Genomic DNA, 20,631 nt, shown 5'->3' with positions numbered 1-20,631 from the left:
CGAGGGGCAGACCCTCAGGGAAGCGCCTCGAAGCCCGGCTTGAAGCCGTTGAGCGACACCGGCACGCCGATTCCCTCTTCCGGCGTCTGGAAGATGATGAAGGTGGCGGTCTGGCCGGTCGAGAGCTGGTTGAGCAGGTTGTCGTCCATCACCACCTCGGCGACGCAGCCCGAGGGCAGGCAGCGCACGAAGCCGGCCCGGCCGATATCCGCCGTATCGATCTTCAGCCCGAGACCGGAGGGCAGCAGCACGCCGAGCGGGGCCAGAACGCGCAGGAGACGCGCCTTTCCGTCAGCCGTCTTCAGCGCGATGACGGTCAGGGCGACATTCGGCCGGTCCTCGGCCGCGACGTTCTGCACCAGTGCGCACTGATCGGAACGGGAGCCGGGCGGCGTGTCGCAGCGCACCTGCCAGTCGCCGTGGGTCGCCCTCACGGCGCCCTGCGCCAGGGCCGGCGCCGCACCCGCAAGGCTGACCAGGAGCGCAAAGGCAGTCATGCCTGCGGCGACGGTGGCGCGGTCGAGCGTCCTGCGGGCGATCTGGAACGGCGACATCGGCATCGTCCTTTGTTGCGGAACTTTCGATCGGAGCCTTTGGCGGCTCCCGGGCGTCACCCTTGCTCCCCGGCGCACGCGCTCCCGCCTGCGGCCGGAGTGCGAATCGCCTGGACCGCCGTGTGGCGGATTGGACAGGGCGAGGGACCATTCCGCGATCATGGTGTCAAGATTGTGCACCAAATCGCCGAAAGCCTGTCGCCCCGGCCTGTCGCCGCCCCGGGCGCGGGCGGGGTTTTCCCTCCCGGCTACGGGTTCGGCCTGATGCCGCGGCGGAAGGCCCCATCTTCTCGTTCGAAAGGCTCTAAAGGGCGCATTGCGAGCATGGCGTTTTTGTGTTTCAAGGGGGCGCACCCCCGGCCCCTCCCGTTTGGATGAGGCTCTGATCGGAGAGACGTCTCGGATCGTATCGAGGGGAGCCGAAGCCCGGGCGTGCGGTCATCCGACCCGCCTGGACTGCGACCGGCAGGATCGGGACCGAATGCGACGATTTTCGGTCCATGGATATGGAGCGAAGGACCATGGGTTTGGCGATGCGGAACAGCGCGTCGACGGGTCGGGGCGGCAACGTCTCGCTCGGGATGCGCATGTCGGGCGCCGCGGCGCTCGCAGCCGTTTTGGTGGCGATGCCTGGCGCGGTCCAAGCGCAACAAGGCATGGGCCAACCGTCGCCGGGCGCCCTCGGGTTCCAGGAATCGGCCTCGCCGATCATGGACTTCATCCACTGGTTCCATAACGGCTTCCTGCTGCCGATCATCACCGTGATCTGCATCTTCGTGGCCGGTCTCCTGGCCTACTGCATCTATCGCTTCTCCGAGAAGCGGAACCCGGTCCCCTCGAAGACGACCCACCATGTCGGCCTCGAAGTGGCCTGGACGGTCATCCCGGTCCTCATCCTGATCGTGATCGCCATCCCCTCGTTCCGCCTGCTCTACCAGCAGCAGGTGATCCCGCGCGCCGACATGACCATCAAGGCGACGGGCTCGAGCTGGCGCTGGACCTACGACTATCCCGACCACGGCAACTTCAGCTTCGTCTCCAACATGCAAACGGATGACGAGCGTCGCCAGCGCATCCAGGCCGGCGCGCCGGCCCGCGAGGTTCCGCGCCTCCTCGCCGTCGACAACGAGGTGGTCGTTCCCGTGAACAAGACCATCCGCGTGCAGGTGACCTCCTCCGATGTCATGCACGCCTTCGCGGTGCCCGGCTTCGGCATCAAGGTGGACGCCGTTCCTGGCCGCCTCAACGAGACCTGGTTCCGTGCCACCCGCGAGGGCATCTTCTACGGCCAGTGCTCCGAGCTCTGCGGCAAGGACCACGCGTTCATGCCGATCGCGGTGCGCGTCGTCTCCGAGCAGGCCTTCGCCGCCTGGGTCGAGGACGCGAAGAAGAAGTTCGCCGATACCGGCCGGTCGACCACCGTCGCCGCCAACGAGATCGCCACGGCGCGCTGACGCGCCGGCACCCCGTCGAACCTGTTCAGGATCGTAATCACCATGGCAAACGCTCACGCGACCGCCGCCGACCATCACGACGACCACGGCATTCCCACCGGTTGGAAGCGCTACGTCTATTCGACCAACCACAAGGACATCGGCACGATGTACCTGATCTTCGCGATCATCGCGGGGCTCATCGGGTTCGCGCTGTCCATCGGCATCCGTCTGGAGCTGATGGAGCCGGGGATGCAGATCTTCTCCAATCCCCACACCTTCAACGTCTTCACCACAGGCCACGGCCTGATCATGATCTTCTTCATGGTCATGCCCGCCCTCATCGGCGGCTTCGCCAACTGGTTCGTGCCGATCATGATCGGCGCGCCGGACATGGCCTTCCCGCGGATGAACAACATCTCGTTCTGGCTGCTGCCCCCCGCCTTCGCCCTGCTGCTGATCTCCCTCTTCGTCGAGGGTCCGACCGGCTCCAACGGCTTCGGCGGCGGCTGGACGGCTTACCCGCCGCTTTCCTCGAAGATGGGCCATCCGGGCCCGGCCATGGACTTCGCGATCCTGTCGCTCCACATCGCCGGCGCTTCGTCCATCCTCGGCGCCATCAACTTCATCACCACCATCTTCAACATGCGCGCCCCGGGCATGACGCTGCACAAGATGCCGCTCTTTGCCTGGTCGGTGCTGGTCACGGCCTTCCTGCTGCTGCTGTCGCTGCCGGTTCTCGCCGGCGCCATCACCATGCTGCTGACGGACCGCAACTTCGGCACGACCTTCTTCGACCCGGCCGGCGGTGGTGACCCGATCCTCTACCAGCACCTCTTCTGGTTCTTCGGCCACCCGGAAGTGTACATCCTGATCCTGCCGGCCTTCGGCATCGTCAGCCATATCGTCTCGACCTTCTCGAAGAAGCCCGTCTTCGGTTATCTCGGCATGGCCTACGCCATGGTCGCGATCGGCGTCGTCGGCTTCATCGTCTGGGCCCATCACATGTACACGGCGGGCCTGTCGGTCACGACCCAGGCCTATTTCGTCGCCGCCACCATGGTCATCGCGGTGCCCACCGGCGTGAAGATCTTCTCCTGGATCGCCACGATGTGGGGCGGCTCCATCCGCATGGCGACGCCCATGCTCTGGGCCGTCGGCTTCATCTTCCTGTTCACCGTCGGTGGCGTCACCGGCGTCGTCCTCGCCAATGCCGGCGTCGACCGCGCCCTCCACGACACCTACTATGTCGTCGCCCACTTCCACTACGTGCTGTCGCTCGGCGCCGTCTTCGCCATCTTCGCCGGCTGGTACTACTGGTTCCCGAAGATGTTCGGCTACATGTACTCCGAGTTCATCGGCAAGCTGCACTTCTGGGTCACCTTCGTCGGCGTGAACCTGATCTTCTTCCCGCAGCACTTCCTCGGCCTGCAGGGCATGCCCCGCCGCTACGCCGACTATCCCGATGCCTTTGCCCTGTGGAACTTCGTCTCCTCGATCGGCTCCTACATCGCGGCCGTCGGCGTGGTGATCTTCCTGGCCGGCGTGGTTCACGCCTTCGCCCGCAAGCAGAAGGTTGGCGAGAACCCGTGGGGCGAGGGTGCGACGACGCTGGAGTGGACCCTGTCCTCGCCGCCGCCGTTCCACCAGTTCGAAGAGCTGCCGCGGATCCGCTGATCCGTCCCGTGAACCGAGGCCCGGAGCCACCGCCCCGGGCCTCGTCACCGACCAGGGGAGCCGCTATCCCGCGGCTTCCGACCCTTCTTCACCCCGAGTTCGCCTTGTCCCTCGTCGACGACAGCACCGCAGCGAACCGCGCCTCCCTGGTCAGCCAGGCCGGGCCGCAGGATTTCATCGCGCTCCTGAAGCCGCGGGTGATGTCGCTCGTGGTCTTCACCGCGCTGACCGGCCTCGTCATCGCGCCGGGCGGCCTGCATCCGGTCCTCGCCGCCGTCAGCCTGCTCTGCATCGCCGTCGGCGCCGGCGCCTCCGGCGCGCTCAACATGTGGTACGACGCCGACGTCGACGCGCTGATGTCGCGCACCGCTACCCGCCCGATCCCCTCCGGCCGCGTCGCGCCGTCCGAAGCCCTTGGCTTCGGCCTCGTGCTCTCCGTTCTCTCTGTGACCATGCTGGGCCTTGCCGCCAACTGGCTGGCGGCCTTCCTGCTCGGCTTCACCATCTTCTTCTATGCCGTCGTCTACACGATGTGGCTGAAGCGCTGGACGCCCCAGAACATCGTCATCGGCGGCGCCGCCGGCGCCTTCCCGCCGATGATCGGCTGGGCCGCCGTGACAGGCTCGGTGTCGCTCGAATCGATCATCCTCTTCCTCATCATCTTCATCTGGACGCCGCCCCACTTCTGGGCGCTGGCGCTGCTGAAGTCCGAGGACTATGCCCGCGCCGGCATTCCGATGATGCCGGTCGCCTGCGGCGAGGCGGAGACGCGCAAGCAGATCCTGCTCTACAGCATCGTTCTCGCCCCCATCGGCGTCGCGCCTTCGCTTCTCGGCTTTGCCGGCATCACCTATGGCCTGGTTGCCGCCGCCGGTGGCCTCGGCATGATCTGGTGCGCGATCGAGATCCTGCGCCACCGCGAGGGCGGCGCGGCCCGCAAGGCCTCCGGCCGCATGTTCGGCTTCTCGATCCTCTATCTCTTCGGCCTCTTCGCGGTGCTCCTCGTCGAGCATCTCGTCCTGGCCCGGTTCTGGTGAGGCGCGCATGAGCGAGCCGACCTCCGATCCCGGCATCATCCTCACCCCCGAGGAGAAGCGCCGCCAGCGCCAGCGCAATCTGGCCATCGCGCTCGGTCTCGGGGCCCTGTGCGTCCTCTTCTGGGTGGTCACCCTGGTGAAGGGCTCGGCCATCCTGCAGCGTCCGATGTGAGGCTGGTCATGAGCGTCACCACTCCCACCCCCCGGAACTGGAAGCGCGACATCAAGGTAGCGCTGTCCGCCTTCGCCTTCGGCGCCACCATGTTCGGCGCCGCCTATGCCGCCGTGCCGCTCTACGACCTGTTCTGCCGCGTCACCGGCTTCGGTGGCACGACGATGCGCGCCGAGCGTCCGGCCGACCGGGTCATCGACCATCCGATCGATGTCCGGTTCGATTCGAACATCGGCGCCGGCCTGCCCTGGCGCTTCCAGGTCGACACCTCCCGCCAGAGCATCAAGGCGGGTGAAACCCACACGATGACCTACAAGGTCACCAACACGTCCCGCGAGACCGTCACCGGCATGGCGACCTACAACGTCGCCCCCAACGAGACCGGCCGCTACTTCAACAAGCTCCAGTGCTTCTGCTTCACCGAGCAGACGCTCGCCCCCGGCGAGACGCGCGAGTTCACGGTGGTCTATTTCGTCGATCCGGCCATCGCCGACGATCCGAACGCCAACACCGCGAACACGATCACGCTCAGCTACACCTTTTACCGCCAGGCCCAGCCGAAGCCGGTCGCCCAGACGACCGGCCCGGCCACGACCGAGCGGACAAACTGACCAATCGCCGCGTCGCCTGGCGGCGCGGAGAGGAGACGGAGACTTCCATGGCCGAGGCCCACGCCAAGCATCACGACTACCACCTGGTGCCACTCAGCCCCTGGCCCTTCCTGGGCTCGATGTCGGCCTTCGTCATGGCGGTCGGTGCCGTGATGTGGATGAAGCATATGGCCCCCGCCGGCCTGCAGATCGGCTGGGTGGTGTTCTTCGCCGGCCTGATCGGCGTGCTCTACACCATGTACGGCTGGTGGGCGGACGTGATCCGCGAGGGCCAGGAAGGCCATCACACCCGCGTCGTGTCGCTGCACCTGCGCTACGGCATGATCATGTTCATCGCCTCCGAGGTGATGTTCTTCGTCGCCTGGTTCTGGGCCTATTTCGATGCGGCCTTCTTCCCCGCCGAGGTGATCCAGTACCAGCGCACCGAGCTCACTGGCGGCCACTGGCCGCCGAAGGGCATCGAGACCTTCAACCCGCTGCAGATCCCGCTGCTCGGCACTATGGTGCTGCTGCTCTCGGGCACCACCGTGACCGCCGCCCACCATCACATCGTCACGGGCGAGCGCGAGCAGGCGAAGATGTACCTGTGGTTCACGGTGATCCTGGGCTTCCTCTTCACCTGCCTGCAGATCTACGAGTACACCCACGCCCATTTCGCCTTCTCGGGCAACATCTACGGCGCCACCTTCTTCATGGCGACCGGCTTCCACGGCTTCCATGTCATCGTCGGCACCATCTTCCTGCTGGTCTGCGTGATGCGTCTCTACCGCGACACGCACCTGACCCCCGAGAAGCACTTCGGCTTCGAGGCGGCGGCCTGGTACTGGCACTTCGTCGACGTGGTGTGGCTGTTCCTGTTCGCCGCCATCTACGTCTGGGGCCATGACTGGTCGGGCCGCGCGCTGGCCGGCGCGGTCGGGCACTGAAGCCCCTTCACATGAGATCGACGAGGGCGGCCGCGGGCCGCCCTTTTCGTTTGGCAGTCGGCTCACGTCCTTGTCATATGGCGGCGAGTTGGCTTCCGTGCCTTGATGCTGAGCCGACCCACGACGAGGACCGCCGATGGAGCTGACGCGCCGCATGTTCACACTCGGCCTCACCGCGCTCGCAGCGCCTGCCGTCCTGCCGTCGGCGGCCTTTGCGCGCATCCCCGTGGAACGCGCCTATCGCCATGTCCTCGCCAATGGACTGGAGGCCATCGCCATTCCCGACCATCGGGTCCCCGTGGTCACCCACATGCTGTGGTACCGGGTCGGCTCGGCTGACGAGGAAAAGGGCAAGTCGGGTCTCGCCCATTTCCTCGAGCACCTGATGTTCAAGGGCACGCAGCGCAATCCCGCGCCGGTCTTCTCGCGCGCCGTGACGGCAGCCGGCGGCCAGGAAAACGCCTTCACCTCCTATGACTACACCGGCTATTTCCAGCGCGTCGTCGCGAACCAGCTGCCGGCCATGATGGACTTCGAGGCCGACCGCATGACCGGCCTCGTCCTCACCGATGCCGTCGTCCTGCCCGAGCGCGACGTGGTGCTGGAGGAGCGGCGCCAGCGCATCGACAACGATCCCGGCGCGCGTCTCGGCGAGCGGATGCAGGCCCGCCTCTGGGGCGAGGACCATCCCTACGGCATCCCGATCATCGGCTTCGAGTCGGAGATCCGGAAGCTCAACCTCGACGACGCCATGGCGTTCTACCGGCGCCATTACGCGCCGAACAACGCCATCCTCGTCATCGCCGGCGACGTGACTCCGGAGACCGTCTTCCGCCTCGCCGAGGAAACCTACGGCAAGGCCGACGCCAACCCCGCCATCCGCCCGCGCAGCCGCCCGCCGGCCGCCATCCGCGACGCCCGCGAAACCGTGCGCCTCGCCGATCCCCGGGTGCGCCAGCCGAGCCTCAGCCTCAGCCAGGTGGTCCCGTCCTACACGACGGCCAAGCCCGGGGAGGCCGAGGCCTTCGAACTGCTGTCGCAGGTGGTCGGCGCCTCGCCCAACGGGCGGCTCTACAAGACCCTCGTCAGCGACCGCGGCCTCGCGGTCAGCGCCGGCTGCTGGTATGCCGGCACGGCGCTGGGGGACGGCCGCTTCGGCATCCATGCCTCGCCGCGTCCCGGCGTGGCGCTCGATGCGCTGGAGACCGGGCTGCTCGAGGTGGCCGCCCGCATCGCCGCCGAGGGCGTCACCGACGAGGAGCTGGAGCGCGCCCGCACCCGCCTCATCGCCGACACCATCTATTCCCAGGACAGCCAGGCCTCCATGGCGCGCATGTATGGCGCGGCCCTGTCCTGCGGCGGGACGCTCGCCGACCTCCAGCAATGGGTCGAGCGGGTGCGCGCCGTCGATCGCCGGCAGGTCAATGACCTCGCGCCGCGCGCCTTCGATTTCAGCCGCGCCGTCAGTGCCGAACTCATCCGGGCGGAGCGCAGCTGATGCGGCCCGCCCTCGCCTGGCTCGCCGCCGGAACCCTTGCCATGCTCGCCTCGCTCTCGCCCACACCCTCCGCCCAGGCCCAGCCGCAGGGAGGAGGTGACCAGGGCAGCCGCGTCCAGCGGGTGACCTCGCCCAGCGGCATTGAGGCCTGGCTCGTCCGCCAGACGCATCTTCCCGTGCTCGCGCTGTCCTTTGCGATGAAGGGCGGCACGTCCCAGGACCCCGCCGGCCGCGAGGGCACCGCCAACATGGTCGCCGCCATGATGGACGAGGGCGCCGGCGACCTCGATTCCGAGACCTTCAGCGCCCGGCTCCAGGACCGCGCCATCGAGATCAGCTTCGCGGCGAGCCGCGACACCTTCTCCGGCTCGATGCGGACGCTGACCGACAATCGCGCCGAGGCCGCGAACCTCCTCCGGATGGCCCTCACCGCGCCGCGCTTTGACGCCGCCCCGCTGGAGCGCATCCGCCAAGCCGTGCTCGCCTCCATCCGCCGCGGCTCGACGACGCCCGGCACGATCGCCAGCGACATGTTCTGGTCCACTGCCTTTCCCGGCCATCCCTATGGCCGCCGCTCCGCCGGCACGGTCGAGAGCGTCGAGGCCATCACGGTCGAGGACCTGCGCGATGTCCATGCCCGGCTGCTGGCCCGCGAGCACCTGAAGGTCGCGGTCGTCGGCGACATCACGGCGGAAGAGCTCGGGCCGCTGCTCGACGAGATCTTCGGCGCCCTGCCGGCGAAGGCGCGACTCGCGCCGGTCCCGGCCGTCACCATGGCGGGCCTCGGCGAGCGTCGGGTCGTGCCGCTCGACGTGCCGCAGGCGACCATCTCCTTCGGCCTGCCCGGCGTCACCCGCGAGGACCCGGACTTCATCCCGGCCTTCGTGCTGAACCATATCCTCGGCGGCGGCGGCTTCTCCTCGCGGCTCTATCAGGAGGTCCGCGAGAAGCGGGGCCTCGCCTATTCCGTTTCCTCCGGCATCGCCGCCCTGGACGCGGCCGGGATGGTCACCGGCGGGACCTCGACGCGCAACGACCGCGCGGCCGAGAGCCTCGCCGTCATCACCGCCGAGCTGAAGCGCATGGGGGCGGACGGTCCGACGGCCATCGAGCTGGAACAGGCCAAGCGCTACCTCATCGGCTCCTGGGCCCTGCGCTTCGAGACGTCCATCCAGATCGCCTCGAACCTCATCCGTATCCAGCTCGACGGGCTCGGCATCGACTATCTCGACCAGCGCAATGCGCTGATCGAGGCGGTGAGCCTCGACGATGTGAAGAGGGTGGCGAGGCGCCTGTTCGCCGATCCGCGGATGCTGGTGGTGGTGGTCGGCAAGCCCGAGGGGATGTGAGCCGCGGCTCGCATCAGGGGCGCTGCCGCAGCACGGTCCTCACCAGGGACGGCGTCCAGCGGTCACGGCCCCAGCACGGGATGCCGCGGCGGTTCAGCGCCGCCGCGGTCTCATCAGGGGACAGGCCTGCCCGCACCATGTCCGAGACGAGCGGATGCAGCGCCTCGACATAGGCCTGGAACAACGCGGCAAGCTCGGCGGTCTGGCGTTTGGCCGTATGGCAGCGGGCCGATGCGGTGGAGGCCGGTGGCTTGTGATCGGGCCGGCTGCCCGTCATCGCTGGCCGCGGCCGCGCCAGGACGGGCAGGCCGCAGTGTCGCTGAGGCAGACCATGTTTTCCGTCCCGCCCTCGCTCATGGCGAAGCGGACGGCATCGCGGCGCTGCAGGAAGAGGCCTTCCGCAAGGCCGTGGGTTTCCCGCGCGATCCACAGACCATCCTCGGACGGACAGACGATGAAGATCTTGGCGCCGGGGCTGAGGCGATGGGGCATGGCGGTCAGCCCTGCCAGGTCAAGGCGACGCGCGCCGCTAGGACCGTGACGACGAGCAGCGCGAGGCCGGTGGCGACGAGCAGGCGGTGGCCGACCTCACGCCAGGCGCTGATCGGCGCCGGCTGATTGCGGGAGCGGATGACGGGCCTCATGGCCCTGAGAACGATGCGGTGACGTGCGATGGGGATCATGGCGGCGCCCTCCTTGTGGGGACCGCCGGGACCATCGCCGCGCCGGCCGCCAAGGCGCCATATCGATCAGGCCGGGAACCGCAAAGGCGGCGTAAAGTCAGCGCCCCTTGAGCCGCTGGCGGGCGAAGACGCCGAAGACGCCGACCAGCGTCAGGGCGAGCCCGTACCACGTCACCGCATATTCGAGATGGCGGTTGGTGAAGCTCAGCCGCGTCTCGCCGCCGACCGGCCAGCCCCCGGCGACCGGCGTGGCGTCGGCATCGACGGAGAAGGGAGCGGTGGCCGTGGCCTCAAGCCCCTGCGCGCGGGCGATGGCGGCCAGATCGCGGGTGTAGAAGATCCGCCGCGCCGTGTCGTCCACGGCCGCGAAGGTGCCGCGCGCCTCGGGGAAGCGCACGAGGCCGGTGACGGTCACCGGCCCCTCGGCAAGTCCCTCGCGGCGGGAGGCGGGATCGCGGCGATCCGTCGGCACGAAGCCGCGGTTGACGATGACGCTGGACCCGTCGGCGAGGACCAGGGGCGTCAGCACGAAATAGCCCTGTCCGGATGGCCGGTTGCGATCCGCCTGGCGGCTGTCACCGGCGACATGGAAGAGATAGGCCTCCGCCTCGTGGCGAAAGCGGCCTGACACTGAAACGCGCCGATATTCGTCGCGCTCGGCGCTCATGGCCGCCCAGGTGGCACGTGGAGGCAGGGGCACGGGCGCTGCGCGGCTGCGCTCCTCCACCTGCGCGATGAGCCCGGTCTTCCAGGCAAGGCGGTTCAGCTGCCAGGTTCCGAGCGTCAGCAGGATCGCCAGTGCCGCGAGCGCGGCGAGCCCCGGCACCACGAGGCTCTTCAGCCGTGCGGCGCGCGGGCGGTCGGATGCGGGCAGATCGGATGCTGTCATGCCGGTCAGATAGGGTCAGGCATCCCTGCTGTCGAGCCGGCCCTCGCGCGCATTGTTGCGATACTGGAGGGCGATCATCAGCCCCTTCATCGGCCGCAGGAGGCCGAGGCAGACGATCAGCACCATCGGCCCGAAGATCAGCGCATGGACCCAGAAGGGCGGCGTGTACTTCACCTCCACCACCAGGGCCGCGCCGCAAATGAGGAAGCCGGCGAGCAGGATGACGAAGACGGCCGGGCCATCGCCGCTGTCGGCGAAGGCGAAATCGAGGCCGCAGGCGCTGCATTTCGGCTTCACCGACAGGAACCCGTCGAACAGATGGCCCTCCCCGCAGCGCGGGCAGCGCCCTTTCAGTCCGGTCGAGACCGGCGACTGCTCCTGGTAATAGGTCATGGAAGGCCTCCTCGGGACCTTCTAGACCTCCGCGCGGCACAAACCAATTTGTAACCCTGCGGATGATCGGACCCGATCCGCGGCAATATGGCCGTATTTTCGGGGTCGGCCAGACGCCACGTTAACCGCTTCTTCAAGGCTGAAAGGCATTTTCGTACCGAACGCCGCCTAGCGTGCGGTTCAATGAAACCTTCCCAGCGGTGCGCTGAAGCAGCGCCGGCGTTTGGAGCAGTGTGATGGCTGTTGACCTCTCGATGCCGATCCTCGTGGTCGATGATTACAACACGATGATCCGCATCATCCGTAACCTCCTGAACCAGCTTGGCTTCGACGACATCGACGATGCGTCGGACGGTTCGGCCGCGCTCGCCAAGATGAAGGAGAAGAAGTACGGCCTCGTGATCTCAGACTGGAACATGGAGCCGATGACCGGCTACGAGCTCCTGAAGGAGGTTCGCGCCGACGGTTCCCTGTCCCGCACGCCCTTCATCATGGTCACCGCCGAGTCGAAGACGGAGAACGTCATCGCGGCGAAGAAGGCCGGCGTGAACAACTACATCGTGAAGCCTTTCAACGCCCAGACGCTGAAGGCCAAGATCGACGCGGTCTTCGCCGACTGAGAACGGCCTATCGCCGGCCTACGCCCCGTCGACTGCCCTTGCGGCAGTCGGCACCCAGCCGGCGTGACGCCGCAACGAGCCGACCACCGCGAGGACAGGCGATCATGAAGAAAGTTTCCACCGATCACCTCGATCGCATCGTCCAGTTCATCCGGACGAAGGGGAACGGCGACGTGTCGCTGGGCGACGTGGTCGCCCTCGCCGAAGTGACCGTCGAGTCGCTGTCGAGCTTCTTCCGCTCGATCGACATGTCGGTGTACCGCGAGCTCTCGGACATCGCCTCCTTCATCACCAACATGAAGGTCGAGGTCGGCCGCCTGCAGCCGAACGATCTCAAGCACAGCCGCATCCCGGCCGCCGGCATGGAGCTCGACGCCATCGTCAAGGCGACCGAGAAGGCCACCGACACCATCATGGGCGCCGCCGAGGAGCTCATGGCGGCGGACGCTTCCGATCCCGTCGCCTACAAGGCCATGGTCGACGAGCGTATGATGCTCATCTTCGAGGCCTGCTCCTTCCAGGACATCACCGGCCAGCGCGTCGCCAAGGTCATCGATACGCTCAAGCATATCGAGATGCGCGTCACCCGCTTCGCCGACGCGATCAACGCGGCCGATGCCGACGGCTACCTCTCCGAGGACGAGCGCCGCCGCGAGGAGCGCAAGATCAAGAACATCCTCCACGGGCCGCAGCTCGACGGTGAGGGTGTCGATCAGAACGACGTCGATGCGCTGTTCGCCAAGCCCGAGAAGAAGGCCAAGGGCGAGGCTCTCGCGAAGTGACGTTCCGCCCGGCGCGCTGAGCCGGGCCTTTCGCTCACCAGACCAGTTTGCGCATCACGTGCCGCGGATGCTGGCCGGTCTCGCCGATGAGTGCGGCGAGGCCGTCGCGCTTCAGGCCATCTGATCCCAACAGCACTTCCGCGTGGATGCCCTCTGCCAGGAACAGGCAGTCGTAGCCCATGCGCACGGCCCCGGCGACGTCGGTGCGCATGGCATCGCCGATGCACAGGACCCGCGAGGGATCCGGCCGCTTGCCGAGGATGCGCTCGGCATAATCCCAGCAGGCCTCGTAGGCCGGTTCGTAGGGCTTACCGGCATAGAGCACGTCACCGCCCATGGACTGGTAGCGGTCGCCGATGGCGCCGGCGCAGAAGATGAGGTCGTGGCCGACCTCCACCACCTTGTCGGGATTGCCGCACAGGAAGAACAGGTCGCGCGCCTTCATGCGCTCGAGCCGCTCCTGGTAGTCGTCCGGCGTCTCCGTGCGATCGTCAACGAGGCCGGTGCAGACCACATAGGCCGCCTCCTCGATGGGGACGAGGCGGGTGTCGATGCCCTCGAAGACCACGAGATCGCGCTGCGGGCCCACATGGTGGACCGGCTCGCCCGGGCGCGTACGCATGTAGGTGCGCGATACGTCGCCTGACGTGACGATGGCGTCATAGGCCGCCCGCGGCACGCCCAGCCGGTCGAGCTGGCCGACCACAACCGGCGCCTGGCGCGGGGCGTTGGTGATGAGGATCACCGGCACGCCCCGTTGGCGGATGCGCACCAGCGCGTCGCAGGCGCCGGGATGCGCCCTCATGCCGTTGTGCAGCACGCCCCAGACATCGGAGAAGACGAGGTCATAGTCCCCGGCGATGGCGGAGAGTCCGTCGATGACCGGCGGCAGGGCGGCAGGGGCGTTGGCGTTCATGCCCGCCGGTTAAGGGGCGGGGCGGCGCGGGTCAAGCGGCGGTGCTGCGCGGTCAGCGCAGCGCCGGCGCCGTGAGGAAGGGCAGGAGCGCCGCAAGGCACCCTGCCGGGTTCTCCTCGGGGACGAAATGGCCGCTATCCACGGCCTCGCCGGTCGCCTTCGGCGCGAAGAGGCGCCAGGCATCGAGCGGGCTGGAGCCTGCCGAGGGAATGCCGGCATCGCCCCAGACCACATGAACCGGCGTACCGATGGTACGGCCCGCCGCCTTGTCCGCCTCGTCGGCGGCGAGGTCCACGGTGGCGCCGGCGCGATAGTCCTCGCAGCAGGCATGGATGCGCGAGGGGTCGTTGAAGAAGTCGCGATAGTGCTGCAGCGCGCGATTGTCATAAGCGTCGAGCGTGCCGCTCTTGGTCCAGAGCGACAGCTTCTCCTCGAGATAGGCCGTGGGGTTGCGGCCGATCTCGGCTTCCGGCTGGCCCTGGGGCCCGGACAGGAAGATCCAGTGCTCGGTCTTCGGCGACGGCGCAGCGCGGATGCGCTCCCACATGACGATGGTCGGCACGATATCGATGAGGGCGAGCCTTTCCATGCGGCCGGGATGGTCGAGCGCCATCCGATAGGTGACCCGCGCGCCACGGTCGTGGCCACAGACCATGAACCGCGCATGGCCGAGCCGCTCCATCACCTCGATCAGCGCCTTCGCCATGTCGCGCTTGGCATAGGGGAAATGGTTGCGGTCGCCGCGGGGCGCGGCCGACCAGCCATAGCCCGGCAGGTCAGGCAGCACGAGGGTGAAGCGCTTCGCCAGCTCCGGGGCGATCTTGTGCCACTCGACATGGGTCTGCGGGAAGCCATGGACGAGCAGCAGCGGCGGGCCGGAGCCGCCCGAGCGCGCGAAGATCTGCCCGGCCGAGGTGTCGAGCCAGTGGGATTCGAAACCGGGAAACAGGTCGTGGGTCGCCATCAGGGCCTCCTGCAGGTCATGCCAAGCATAACGCCGCAGGTGGCCATTGGGTGTCAGCAGTTCGGCAGAGACTTCAGGCCCCGGCCTTCTCGCGCGCGACCGCCTGCCAGCCGATGTCGCGGCGACAGAAGCCGCCCGGCCAGTCGATGAGGTCGACGGCGGCATAGGCCTTCGCCTGGGCCTCCGTCACCGTGGCGCCCGTGGCCGTGACCGCCAGCACGCGCCCGCCATTGGCAACGAGGTCGCCGTCCTTCGCCGCCGTGCCGGCATGGAAGACCTCGACACCGGCGAGCTCGCGCGCGCGCTCGATACCGCGGATGACGCTGCCCTTCTCGGGCGTGCCGGGATAGCCCCTGGCCGCCATGACCACGGTCAGCGCCACGTCGTCATACCAGCGCACGCTCATCGTCTTGAGCTGGCCGTCGGCCGCCGCCAGCAGCAGCGTCAGCAGGTCGTCCTTCAGCCGCATCATCAGCACCTGGCATTCCGGGTCGCCGAAGCGGCAATTGTACTCGATGAGCTTCGGCCCTTCGGCGGTGATCATCAGGCCGGCGAAGAGCACGCCCTTGAACGGATGGCCCTTGACCTTCATCGCGGCCAGCGTCGGGCGGATGATCTCCGCCATGGTGCGCTCGACCATGGCCGGCGTCATGACCGGGGCGGGCGAATAGGCGCCCATGCCGCCGGTATTCGGCCCGGTGTCACCGTCGCCGACGCGCTTGTGGTCTTGGGCGGTGGCGAGGGCGAGGGCGTTGTCCCCGTCGCAGAGCGCAAAAAACGAGGCCTCCTCGCCGGTCATGAACTCCTCGACGACGACCGAGGCGCCGGCCGCCCCCATGCCGCCCTCGAACATCATGTCGACGGCGGCCAGCGCCTCGTCGAGCGTCATGGCGACGACCACGCCCTTGCCGGCGGCAAGGCCGTCAGCCTTGACGACGATCGGCGCGCCCATGCGGCGCACATAGTCCTTGGCGGGCTCGGCCGCAGTGAAGCGCTCATAGGCCGCCGTGGGAATGGAGAATTCGCGGCAGAGGTCCTTGGTAAAGCCCTTGGAGCCTTCGAGCTGGGCCGCCGCCTTCGACGGGCCGAAGACCTTGATGCCGGCGGCATGGAGATCGTCGGCAAGGCCCGCCACGAGCGGCGCCTCCGGCCCGACCACCACGAAGGTGATGGCGTGGGTCCGGCAGTAGGCGACGACGGCGGCGTGGTCGGTGACGTTGATCGCCGCGAGCGTCGCGACCTCGGCGATGCCGGGATTGCCTGGTGCGCAGTGAAGCGTTGTGAGCAGCGGGCTCGCGGAAAGCGCCCAGGCGAGGGCATGTTCGCGGCCGCCGCCGCCGATCAGAAGCACGTTCATCACTGTCTCCACCGGCTTGGGCGATGGCCGGCCAAGGCCGATCGCCCCTTCAACCCGCGTCCCGCAGCGTCTAGACAAGAGCGCCCCGTCCGGCAACGGATTCGCTTCGCATGGCCGACATCGTCCCGTCCAACACGCCCGAGATTTCGGTCTCGGACCTCTCCGCCGCCATCAAGCGGACGGTGGAGGACGCGTTCGGCTATGTGCGGCTGCGCGGCGAGGTCTCCGGCTTCAAGGGCCCCAGCGGCTCCGGCCACGTCTATTTCCGCCTGAAGGACGAGGGCGCCACCATCGAGGCGGTGATCTGGAAGGGCGTCTATGGCCGCCTCAAGGTGAAGCCGCAGGAGGGCCTGGAGGTCATCGCCACGGGGCGCGTGACCACCTTCCCCGGCTCGTCCAAGTACCAGGTGGTCATCGAGAGCCTGGAGCCGGCCGGCGTCGGAGCGCTGATGGCGCTGCTGGAGGAGCGCCGCCGCAAGCTCGCAGCGGAGGGCCTGTTCGATCCCGCCCGCAAGCGCCCCTTGCCCTATCTGCCGACGGTGATCGGCGTCGTCACCTCGCCCACCGGCGCGGTCATTCGCGACATCCTGCATCGGCTGGAGGATCGCTTCCCCCGCACCGTCCTCGTCTGGCCGGTGCGCGTGCAGGGCGAGGGCAGCGCCGCGGAAGTCGCCGCCGCCATCCGCGGCTTCAACGCGATCGGCCCCGACGACGACCTGCCCCGGCCCGACGTCATCATCGTCGCCCGCGGCGGCGGCTCGCTGGAGGACCTCTGGGGCTTCAACGAGGAGATCGTCGTCCGCGCCGCCTTCGAGAGCGCGATTCCGCTCATCTCGGCGGTCGGCCACGAGACCGACACCACCCTCATCGACTTTGCCGCTGACCGCCGCGCCCCCACCCCCACGGCCGCCGCCGAAATGGCGGTGCCGGTGCGCGCCGACCTGATCGCCGAGACGCAGGGCCTCGGCCGCCGGCTCGGTCTGGCGGTCGCGCGGGGCATGGAGGGCCGGCGGACCGAGCTGCGCGCCGCGGCCCGCGCCTTGCCCGATGCAGAGCGGTTGCTGGAAACGGCCCGCCAGCGGCTGGATGCGGCCGGCGAACGCCTGCCCAATGCCCTGGCCGCCAATGCCGGCGCCCATCGCGCAAGGCTGCTGCGCGCCGCGGGCCGCCTCGCGCCGGGCGTGCTGCGGCTGAGGATCGACCGCTCGCGCGACCGCATCGACGCCCTGTCCGGTCGCGCCGCGACGGCGCTGACACGCCGCACCGAGACGCGGCGTCAAGGCTTCGACACGCTGGCCTCCCGGCTCACCCGGTCCCTCGGCGTCTATGCCCGCAGCCAGACCGACCGGATCGGCCGGGCCGGCGAGCGGCTCGCGGCGATCGAGGCGCGGTCGACGCGCGCCATGGACCTTGTCCTGCGCCGCCGCCGCGACCGGCTGGATGCCGCGACCAAGCTCCTCGCCGCGCTCTCCTACCAGGGCGTCCTCGCCCGGGGCTTCGCGCTGGTGCGCGATGCCGAGGGTCGCCCGCTGCGCTCGGCCGCCGCGATCGGTCCCGGCACGGCGCTGGCCATCGAATTCGCCGACGGCCGCATCGCCGCCACCGCCGAGGGCGAGGCGCCGCCCGCCTCGCCGAAGCCTTCCCCCCGGTCGGCCGAGCCGAAGCCGCGGAAGGCGGGTGAGGGCAGGACGGAAGGGCAGGGGACCCTGTTCTAGCCTCCGTCAGCGGGCCGGCGCCGCCTCGCGCAACCGCACCGCCGTCTCCGCCACCCGCGAGAGAGCCTCAGGCTGAACCGTGCTGCCCATATGGTCGGTGCCGGGGATGACCGTCACGTCGATGGCCGGGTTCGCGGCCCTCACGGCCGCCGAATAGGCGCTGGCGAGGAACATCTCGTCCTCCGCGCCGATGAGGATGGCGGCGGGACGCTTGATCGCCCCCAGGGCGGCGCGCCAGTCACGGGGCAGGCTCATATTCGCGAGCAGCCGGTGCGAATAGATCCGCGCGCGCTTGCCCCGGGCATCGTCCGGCACCGCATAGGCGACGGCGGCGAGGCCGTCGAAGGCCGAGATGCCCATGCCGTTGAGCAGGCTCAGCGCGATGATGCGCGGAACGGCGGCATCCGCCCAGCCGCCGGAGCCGGGGCGGCTGACGGTCGGATCGGCCGAGAGGAAAGGCGAGGTTGCGAGATAGGCGTGGAAGCGCTCGCGTAAGGGACCTGCGCCGATGCGCAGGGCGAAGGCCCCGCCGAGGGAATGGCCGACGAGCAGCCTTTTCTCCTGCGGATGGCGCTCTTCGATGACCTTGAGCAGGTCGGCCATGTCGTCTTCCAGCTGGCCGCGATAGCGAATGTCGCCGAGCGGGCCGCTCTCGCCATGGCCGCGCAGGTCGAGCGAATAGATGGTGAAACCCTGTCCGTTCAGGCTGCGCGCCAACCCGTCCATGCTGGCGGAAAAGCCGGTCGAGCCGTGGACGAGAACCGCGACACCCGCCCCTGGGGCTCCCGGATAGAGGCGATAGGCGAGTGCCTGCCCATCCCGCGCCGTGAAGGTCTGTTCGCGGGGCAAGCCCTGGATCCAGCCGCCGATGGTCCGCCCCGCAGCTTCCATCGCCGGCATGGCGGGCGGGGGCTTGGGGCTGGACAGGGCGATCACGGCGCCGAAACCGGCGACGGGGAGCACGAGAGCGGCGAGAAGGGCGATACGGAGAATGCGCATGACGGGGTCCTGAAGCAGCGACGCCGATTGCCTAGCCACAGGCCGGGGCCTAGTCTGCGGCCTCTTCGCGAACGGCACGAATTCTTCGCCAATGACCGACCGTCCTGACATGCCAAGCCTCGGGGAGCCCGGCGAAGCGCGTCTCGGTCTGGCGCTGGTCATTCTCGCCTTCGGCATCCTGCTCGGCGTTCTCGGTCCCTTCGGCTCCTATCTCGGCATCAGCCTGCCGGTGCGCGTGCTCCACTACACCGCCAATATGGCCGTGATCAGCGCCATGGCAGTGGCGGCGAATGCCCTGGCGGCCCGCTACCTCTATCGCGGCCCCGTGCCGCTCTGGGGCTCGCTGGTGATTGCCCTCGTCATCGCGCCACCGGGCGCTCTGGTGGTGATGGCGCATCTCCGATTCTTCGCGCCGCAGGTCCTGCCCCACGTCACCTTCGTCGAACTGTGCCTGCAGACGGCGCTGATCAACGTGCTCGTCAGCCTTGTCGTGCGGGCCGTCCGCGCGCTGGTGCACGCGCGACACGTGGCCCAGCCGCAGGCGGCTGCCCCCGTCCCCGTGGTTGCCGAGGATCGGCGTTCCGACGACATCCTGCGCGAGAAGCTGCCGCTGCCGCTGCGCCGCGCGCCGATCCTCGCGCTGTCCTCCGAAGACCATTACCTGCGCGTCCACACCGATCGCGGACAGGCGCTGATCCTGATGAGCCTGTCGCAGGCGATCGACGCCCTCGGCGAGGATACCGGCCTGAGGATCCACCGCTCGCACTGGGTGGCGCGTAAGGCCGTGGTCGACAGCGCGCGCAAGGACGGCAGCCTCGGGGTCACCCTCGCCAACGGCCTCACCCTGCCGGTGAGCCGGAGCGGCAGGCGTCTCCTGGAAGACGCCCGCCTGGTCTGACCTCACTGCAGGGTCTGCTGGGCGATCCAGGTCTTCACCGAGCGCAGCGCGTCGTGCGGCGTCTCGGCAAGGCCGAGGGCCGATTTCCACACGGTGAGCTGGCCGTCGGCGCTGGTGCCGCGCAGGCAGATGTCGAGGCAGCGGCCGAGGTCATCCTGGCAGTCGAGCGCCTCGGCATCCTCCTCCAGCATCATCACCGTCTCGCGCACCAGGTCGGCAATCGAGACCGTGGTGCGTCGCGCCTCGTCGACGAAGGAGCCGTGGATGCCGTAGCGCTGCGCCCGCCATTTGTTCTCCTGCGCCACCGCCCGGGACAGGGGCGACAGGTCGGCGCGGAAGTCGGGATGGCGGATGAGATAGCGCACCATGGAACGGTACAGCGCCGCGATGGCGAGGCTGTCGTCGAGATGGGTGCAGCTGTCGGGCGCGCGAAGCTCCAGCGTCGGGAAGCGCCGCGAGGGCCGCACCGCCCACCAGACATAGCTCGAATCCTCGATGACCCGGGCCTCCACCAGCAGCGACACGTAGTCGTCGTACTCGGCCTGGGTCTTGAACATTTCGGGCAGGCCGGTGCGCGGCAGCTCGTCATAGGCGGCGAGCCGGTAGCCCATGAGGCCGGTGGCGCGCGACTGCCAGAAGGGCGATGAGGTCGAGAGCGCGATGATCAGCGGGATGGTCGGCATCAGCCGGCCCATCACGTCGATGCGGCGGGACAGGTCGTCGAACTCGGCATGGACGTGCAGGCCGCAGACGATGTTGCGCTGCCCCAGCATCTGCAGGTCGTGCATGACGCTGTCGTAGCGCGGTGCGTCGCTCGCCCGCTGGGTCGCCCACATGGCGGTTGGATGGGTGCCCGAGGCGAGGATGGCGAGGCCATGCTTCGCCGCCACCTCGCCGAGCGCGCCGCGCATGGCCTGAAGCTCGTTGCGGGCGCCCGTCGGGGTGGTGTGGACGGACGAGGTGATCTCGATCTGCGACTGCAGCATCTCGCTGCCGACGCGGTCGCCAAGCCTGGCCTTGGCGGCGTCGAGGAAGCCGTGCGGCATGCGCCGCATGACCGCCTTGGTCTCCGCATCGACCACGAAGAACTCCTCCTCGATGCCGAACCGGCGCGTGTCGGACATGATCATCTCCATGAAACGGCATTGGAATTTGCTG

The 20,631-nt window shown here is 68.6% G+C and carries 23 protein-coding genes; 12 read left to right on the top strand and 11 right to left on the bottom strand.

What is annotated here, in order from left to right:
• Positions 1-14 precede the first annotated feature (14 nt).
• Positions 15-497, bottom strand: a complete 483-nt coding sequence (locus C8P69_RS06700) for an invasion associated locus B family protein (protein ID WP_245901911.1) — start codon at positions 495-497, stop codon at positions 15-17.
• A 638-nt stretch (positions 498-1,135) separates the two neighbouring features.
• On the opposite strand from C8P69_RS06700, the gene coxB reads away from it, so the two are divergent.
• The 8 genes from coxB to C8P69_RS06660 all read left to right on the top strand — a co-directional run bounded on the left by coxB (position 1,136) and on the right by C8P69_RS06660 (position 9,257).
• Positions 1,136-2,008, top strand: coding sequence for a cytochrome c oxidase subunit II (coxB, locus tag C8P69_RS06695; protein ID WP_108175577.1), 873 nt, complete (start codon positions 1,136-1,138; stop codon positions 2,006-2,008).
• Positions 2,009-2,050: 42 nt separating this feature from the next.
• Positions 2,051-3,664, top strand: a complete 1,614-nt coding sequence (ctaD, locus tag C8P69_RS06690; RefSeq protein WP_108175126.1) for a cytochrome c oxidase subunit I — start codon at positions 2,051-2,053, stop codon at positions 3,662-3,664.
• Positions 3,665-3,768: 104 nt separating this feature from the next.
• Positions 3,769-4,701: a heme o synthase gene (locus tag C8P69_RS06685; protein ID WP_108175124.1), complete on the top strand. Its 933-nt coding sequence runs from the start codon at positions 3,769-3,771 to the stop codon at positions 4,699-4,701.
• A gap of 7 nt (positions 4,702-4,708) precedes the next feature.
• Entirely contained in the window at positions 4,709-4,873 is a 165-nt protein-coding gene (locus C8P69_RS06680) for a CoxF protein (protein WP_108175122.1), read from the top strand.
• Between the two features lie 8 nt (positions 4,874-4,881).
• Positions 4,882-5,484: a cytochrome c oxidase assembly protein gene (locus tag C8P69_RS06675; protein WP_108175120.1), complete on the top strand. Its 603-nt coding sequence runs from the start codon at positions 4,882-4,884 to the stop codon at positions 5,482-5,484.
• Between the two features lie 47 nt (positions 5,485-5,531).
• Positions 5,532-6,410, top strand: a complete 879-nt coding sequence (locus C8P69_RS06670; RefSeq protein WP_108175118.1) for a cytochrome c oxidase subunit 3 — start codon at positions 5,532-5,534, stop codon at positions 6,408-6,410.
• 136 nt (positions 6,411-6,546) lie between these two features.
• Complete coding sequence (locus C8P69_RS06665; RefSeq protein WP_108175115.1) at positions 6,547-7,908, top strand: M16 family metallopeptidase; 1,362 nt, start codon at positions 6,547-6,549, stop codon at positions 7,906-7,908.
• Complete coding sequence (locus tag C8P69_RS06660) at positions 7,908-9,257, top strand: M16 family metallopeptidase (RefSeq protein ID WP_108175113.1); 1,350 nt, start codon at positions 7,908-7,910, stop codon at positions 9,255-9,257. The genes C8P69_RS06665 and C8P69_RS06660 overlap by 1 nt, the downstream gene beginning before the upstream one ends.
• Before the next feature lie 13 nt (positions 9,258-9,270).
• Here C8P69_RS06660 and C8P69_RS23460 read toward each other — a convergent pair whose 3' ends face one another.
• The 5 genes from C8P69_RS23460 to C8P69_RS06640 all read right to left on the bottom strand — a co-directional run bounded on the left by C8P69_RS23460 (position 9,271) and on the right by C8P69_RS06640 (position 11,222).
• Positions 9,271-9,534, bottom strand: coding sequence for a hypothetical protein (locus C8P69_RS23460; RefSeq protein WP_146167295.1), 264 nt, complete (start codon positions 9,532-9,534; stop codon positions 9,271-9,273).
• Positions 9,531-9,749 (bottom strand): hypothetical protein, encoded by a 219-nt coding sequence (locus C8P69_RS06655; RefSeq protein WP_108175111.1) that lies wholly within the window; start codon positions 9,747-9,749, stop codon positions 9,531-9,533. The genes C8P69_RS23460 and C8P69_RS06655 overlap by 4 nt, the downstream gene beginning before the upstream one ends.
• A gap of 5 nt (positions 9,750-9,754) precedes the next feature.
• Positions 9,755-9,940: a hypothetical protein gene (locus tag C8P69_RS06650; protein ID WP_108175109.1), complete on the bottom strand. Its 186-nt coding sequence runs from the start codon at positions 9,938-9,940 to the stop codon at positions 9,755-9,757.
• 97 nt (positions 9,941-10,037) lie between these two features.
• Positions 10,038-10,829 carry an SURF1 family protein gene (locus C8P69_RS06645; protein WP_108175107.1) on the bottom strand — a complete coding sequence of 264 codons (792 nt, stop codon included), beginning with the start codon at positions 10,827-10,829 and terminating at the stop codon, positions 10,038-10,040.
• 15 nt (positions 10,830-10,844) lie between these two features.
• Positions 10,845-11,222 (bottom strand): DUF983 domain-containing protein, encoded by a 378-nt coding sequence (locus tag C8P69_RS06640; protein WP_108175104.1) that lies wholly within the window; start codon positions 11,220-11,222, stop codon positions 10,845-10,847.
• A 236-nt stretch (positions 11,223-11,458) separates the two neighbouring features.
• On the opposite strand from C8P69_RS06640, the gene C8P69_RS06635 reads away from it, so the two are divergent.
• Both C8P69_RS06635 and C8P69_RS06630 read left to right on the top strand, forming a co-directional pair.
• Positions 11,459-11,842 carry a response regulator gene (locus C8P69_RS06635; RefSeq protein WP_108175103.1) on the top strand — a complete coding sequence of 128 codons (384 nt, stop codon included), beginning with the start codon at positions 11,459-11,461 and terminating at the stop codon, positions 11,840-11,842.
• 104 nt (positions 11,843-11,946) lie between these two features.
• On the top strand, positions 11,947-12,624 hold the full coding sequence (locus tag C8P69_RS06630; protein WP_108175101.1) for a protein phosphatase CheZ: 678 nt from the start codon (positions 11,947-11,949) through the stop codon (positions 12,622-12,624).
• Positions 12,625-12,658: 34 nt separating this feature from the next.
• On the opposite strand, the gene C8P69_RS06625 is transcribed toward C8P69_RS06630, so the two are convergent.
• The 3 genes from C8P69_RS06625 to purD form a co-directional block, all read right to left on the bottom strand.
• Complete coding sequence (locus tag C8P69_RS06625) at positions 12,659-13,540, bottom strand: TIGR01459 family HAD-type hydrolase (protein WP_108175099.1); 882 nt, start codon at positions 13,538-13,540, stop codon at positions 12,659-12,661.
• A gap of 52 nt (positions 13,541-13,592) precedes the next feature.
• On the bottom strand, positions 13,593-14,504 hold the full coding sequence (locus C8P69_RS06620; protein ID WP_108175097.1) for an alpha/beta fold hydrolase: 912 nt from the start codon (positions 14,502-14,504) through the stop codon (positions 13,593-13,595).
• A 73-nt stretch (positions 14,505-14,577) separates the two neighbouring features.
• Positions 14,578-15,861, bottom strand: coding sequence for a phosphoribosylamine--glycine ligase (gene purD, locus C8P69_RS06615; RefSeq protein ID WP_108175095.1), 1,284 nt, complete (start codon positions 15,859-15,861; stop codon positions 14,578-14,580).
• Between the two features lie 110 nt (positions 15,862-15,971).
• Between purD and xseA the strand changes: the two genes are divergently transcribed.
• On the top strand, positions 15,972-17,576 hold the full coding sequence (gene xseA / locus C8P69_RS06610; RefSeq protein ID WP_108175093.1) for an exodeoxyribonuclease VII large subunit: 1,605 nt from the start codon (positions 15,972-15,974) through the stop codon (positions 17,574-17,576).
• Positions 17,577-17,582: 6 nt separating this feature from the next.
• On the opposite strand, the gene C8P69_RS06605 is transcribed toward xseA, so the two are convergent.
• Complete coding sequence (locus C8P69_RS06605) at positions 17,583-18,575, bottom strand: alpha/beta hydrolase (protein ID WP_170118145.1); 993 nt, start codon at positions 18,573-18,575, stop codon at positions 17,583-17,585.
• 91 nt (positions 18,576-18,666) lie between these two features.
• Between C8P69_RS06605 and C8P69_RS06600 the strand changes: the two genes are divergently transcribed.
• Positions 18,667-19,473 carry a LytTR family DNA-binding domain-containing protein gene (locus C8P69_RS06600; RefSeq protein WP_108175089.1) on the top strand — a complete coding sequence of 269 codons (807 nt, stop codon included), beginning with the start codon at positions 18,667-18,669 and terminating at the stop codon, positions 19,471-19,473.
• Between the two features lie 2 nt (positions 19,474-19,475).
• Here the strand turns inward: C8P69_RS06600 and C8P69_RS06595 are convergent, their stop codons facing one another.
• The gene (locus C8P69_RS06595) at positions 19,476-20,597 is read right to left on the bottom strand and encodes a carboxylate-amine ligase (protein WP_108175575.1); all 1,122 of its coding nucleotides are present in this window, start codon (positions 20,595-20,597) and stop codon (positions 19,476-19,478) included.
• Positions 20,598-20,631 lie beyond the last annotated feature (34 nt).

This window comes from Phreatobacter oligotrophus, assembly GCF_003046185.1.
Taxonomy (GTDB): Bacteria; Pseudomonadota; Alphaproteobacteria; order Rhizobiales; family Phreatobacteraceae; genus Phreatobacter; species Phreatobacter oligotrophus.
This window is presented reverse-complemented; position numbering and strand designations above follow the sequence as displayed.

Excerpts from the sequence above, each read along its gene's own strand:
- C8P69_RS06675 (WP_108175120.1), top strand. The coding sequence starts at position 4,882 with ATGAGCGTCACCACTCCCACCCCCCGGAACTGGAAGCGCGACATCAAG.
- C8P69_RS06620 (WP_108175097.1), bottom strand. The coding sequence starts at position 14,504 with ATGGCGACCCACGACCTGTTTCCCGGTTTCGAATCCCACTGGCTCGAC.
- C8P69_RS06665 (WP_108175115.1), top strand. The coding sequence starts at position 6,547 with ATGGAGCTGACGCGCCGCATGTTCACACTCGGCCTCACCGCGCTCGCA.
- C8P69_RS23460 (WP_146167295.1), bottom strand. The coding sequence starts at position 9,534 with ATGACGGGCAGCCGGCCCGATCACAAGCCACCGGCCTCCACCGCATCG.
- C8P69_RS06605 (WP_170118145.1), bottom strand. The coding sequence starts at position 18,575 with ATGCGCATTCTCCGTATCGCCCTTCTCGCCGCTCTCGTGCTCCCCGTC.
- C8P69_RS06700 (WP_245901911.1), bottom strand. The coding sequence starts at position 497 with ATGACTGCCTTTGCGCTCCTGGTCAGCCTTGCGGGTGCGGCGCCGGCC.
- C8P69_RS06645 (WP_108175107.1), bottom strand. The coding sequence starts at position 10,829 with ATGACAGCATCCGATCTGCCCGCATCCGACCGCCCGCGCGCCGCACGG.
- C8P69_RS06635 (WP_108175103.1), top strand. The coding sequence starts at position 11,459 with ATGGCTGTTGACCTCTCGATGCCGATCCTCGTGGTCGATGATTACAAC.
- purD (WP_108175095.1), bottom strand. The coding sequence starts at position 15,861 with ATGAACGTGCTTCTGATCGGCGGCGGCGGCCGCGAACATGCCCTCGCC.
- ctaD (WP_108175126.1), top strand. The coding sequence starts at position 2,051 with ATGGCAAACGCTCACGCGACCGCCGCCGACCATCACGACGACCACGGC.
- C8P69_RS06625 (WP_108175099.1), bottom strand. The coding sequence starts at position 13,540 with ATGAACGCCAACGCCCCTGCCGCCCTGCCGCCGGTCATCGACGGACTC.
- C8P69_RS06595 (WP_108175575.1), bottom strand. The coding sequence starts at position 20,597 with ATGTCCGACACGCGCCGGTTCGGCATCGAGGAGGAGTTCTTCGTGGTC.
- C8P69_RS06670 (WP_108175118.1), top strand. The coding sequence starts at position 5,532 with ATGGCCGAGGCCCACGCCAAGCATCACGACTACCACCTGGTGCCACTC.
- xseA (WP_108175093.1), top strand. The coding sequence starts at position 15,972 with ATGGCCGACATCGTCCCGTCCAACACGCCCGAGATTTCGGTCTCGGAC.
- C8P69_RS06650 (WP_108175109.1), bottom strand. The coding sequence starts at position 9,940 with ATGATCCCCATCGCACGTCACCGCATCGTTCTCAGGGCCATGAGGCCC.
- C8P69_RS06655 (WP_108175111.1), bottom strand. The coding sequence starts at position 9,749 with ATGCCCCATCGCCTCAGCCCCGGCGCCAAGATCTTCATCGTCTGTCCG.
- C8P69_RS06660 (WP_108175113.1), top strand. The coding sequence starts at position 7,908 with ATGCGGCCCGCCCTCGCCTGGCTCGCCGCCGGAACCCTTGCCATGCTC.
- C8P69_RS06630 (WP_108175101.1), top strand. The coding sequence starts at position 11,947 with ATGAAGAAAGTTTCCACCGATCACCTCGATCGCATCGTCCAGTTCATC.
- C8P69_RS06600 (WP_108175089.1), top strand. The coding sequence starts at position 18,667 with ATGACCGACCGTCCTGACATGCCAAGCCTCGGGGAGCCCGGCGAAGCG.
- C8P69_RS06640 (WP_108175104.1), bottom strand. The coding sequence starts at position 11,222 with ATGACCTATTACCAGGAGCAGTCGCCGGTCTCGACCGGACTGAAAGGG.
- C8P69_RS06680 (WP_108175122.1), top strand. The coding sequence starts at position 4,709 with ATGAGCGAGCCGACCTCCGATCCCGGCATCATCCTCACCCCCGAGGAG.
- coxB (WP_108175577.1), top strand. The coding sequence starts at position 1,136 with ATGCGCATGTCGGGCGCCGCGGCGCTCGCAGCCGTTTTGGTGGCGATG.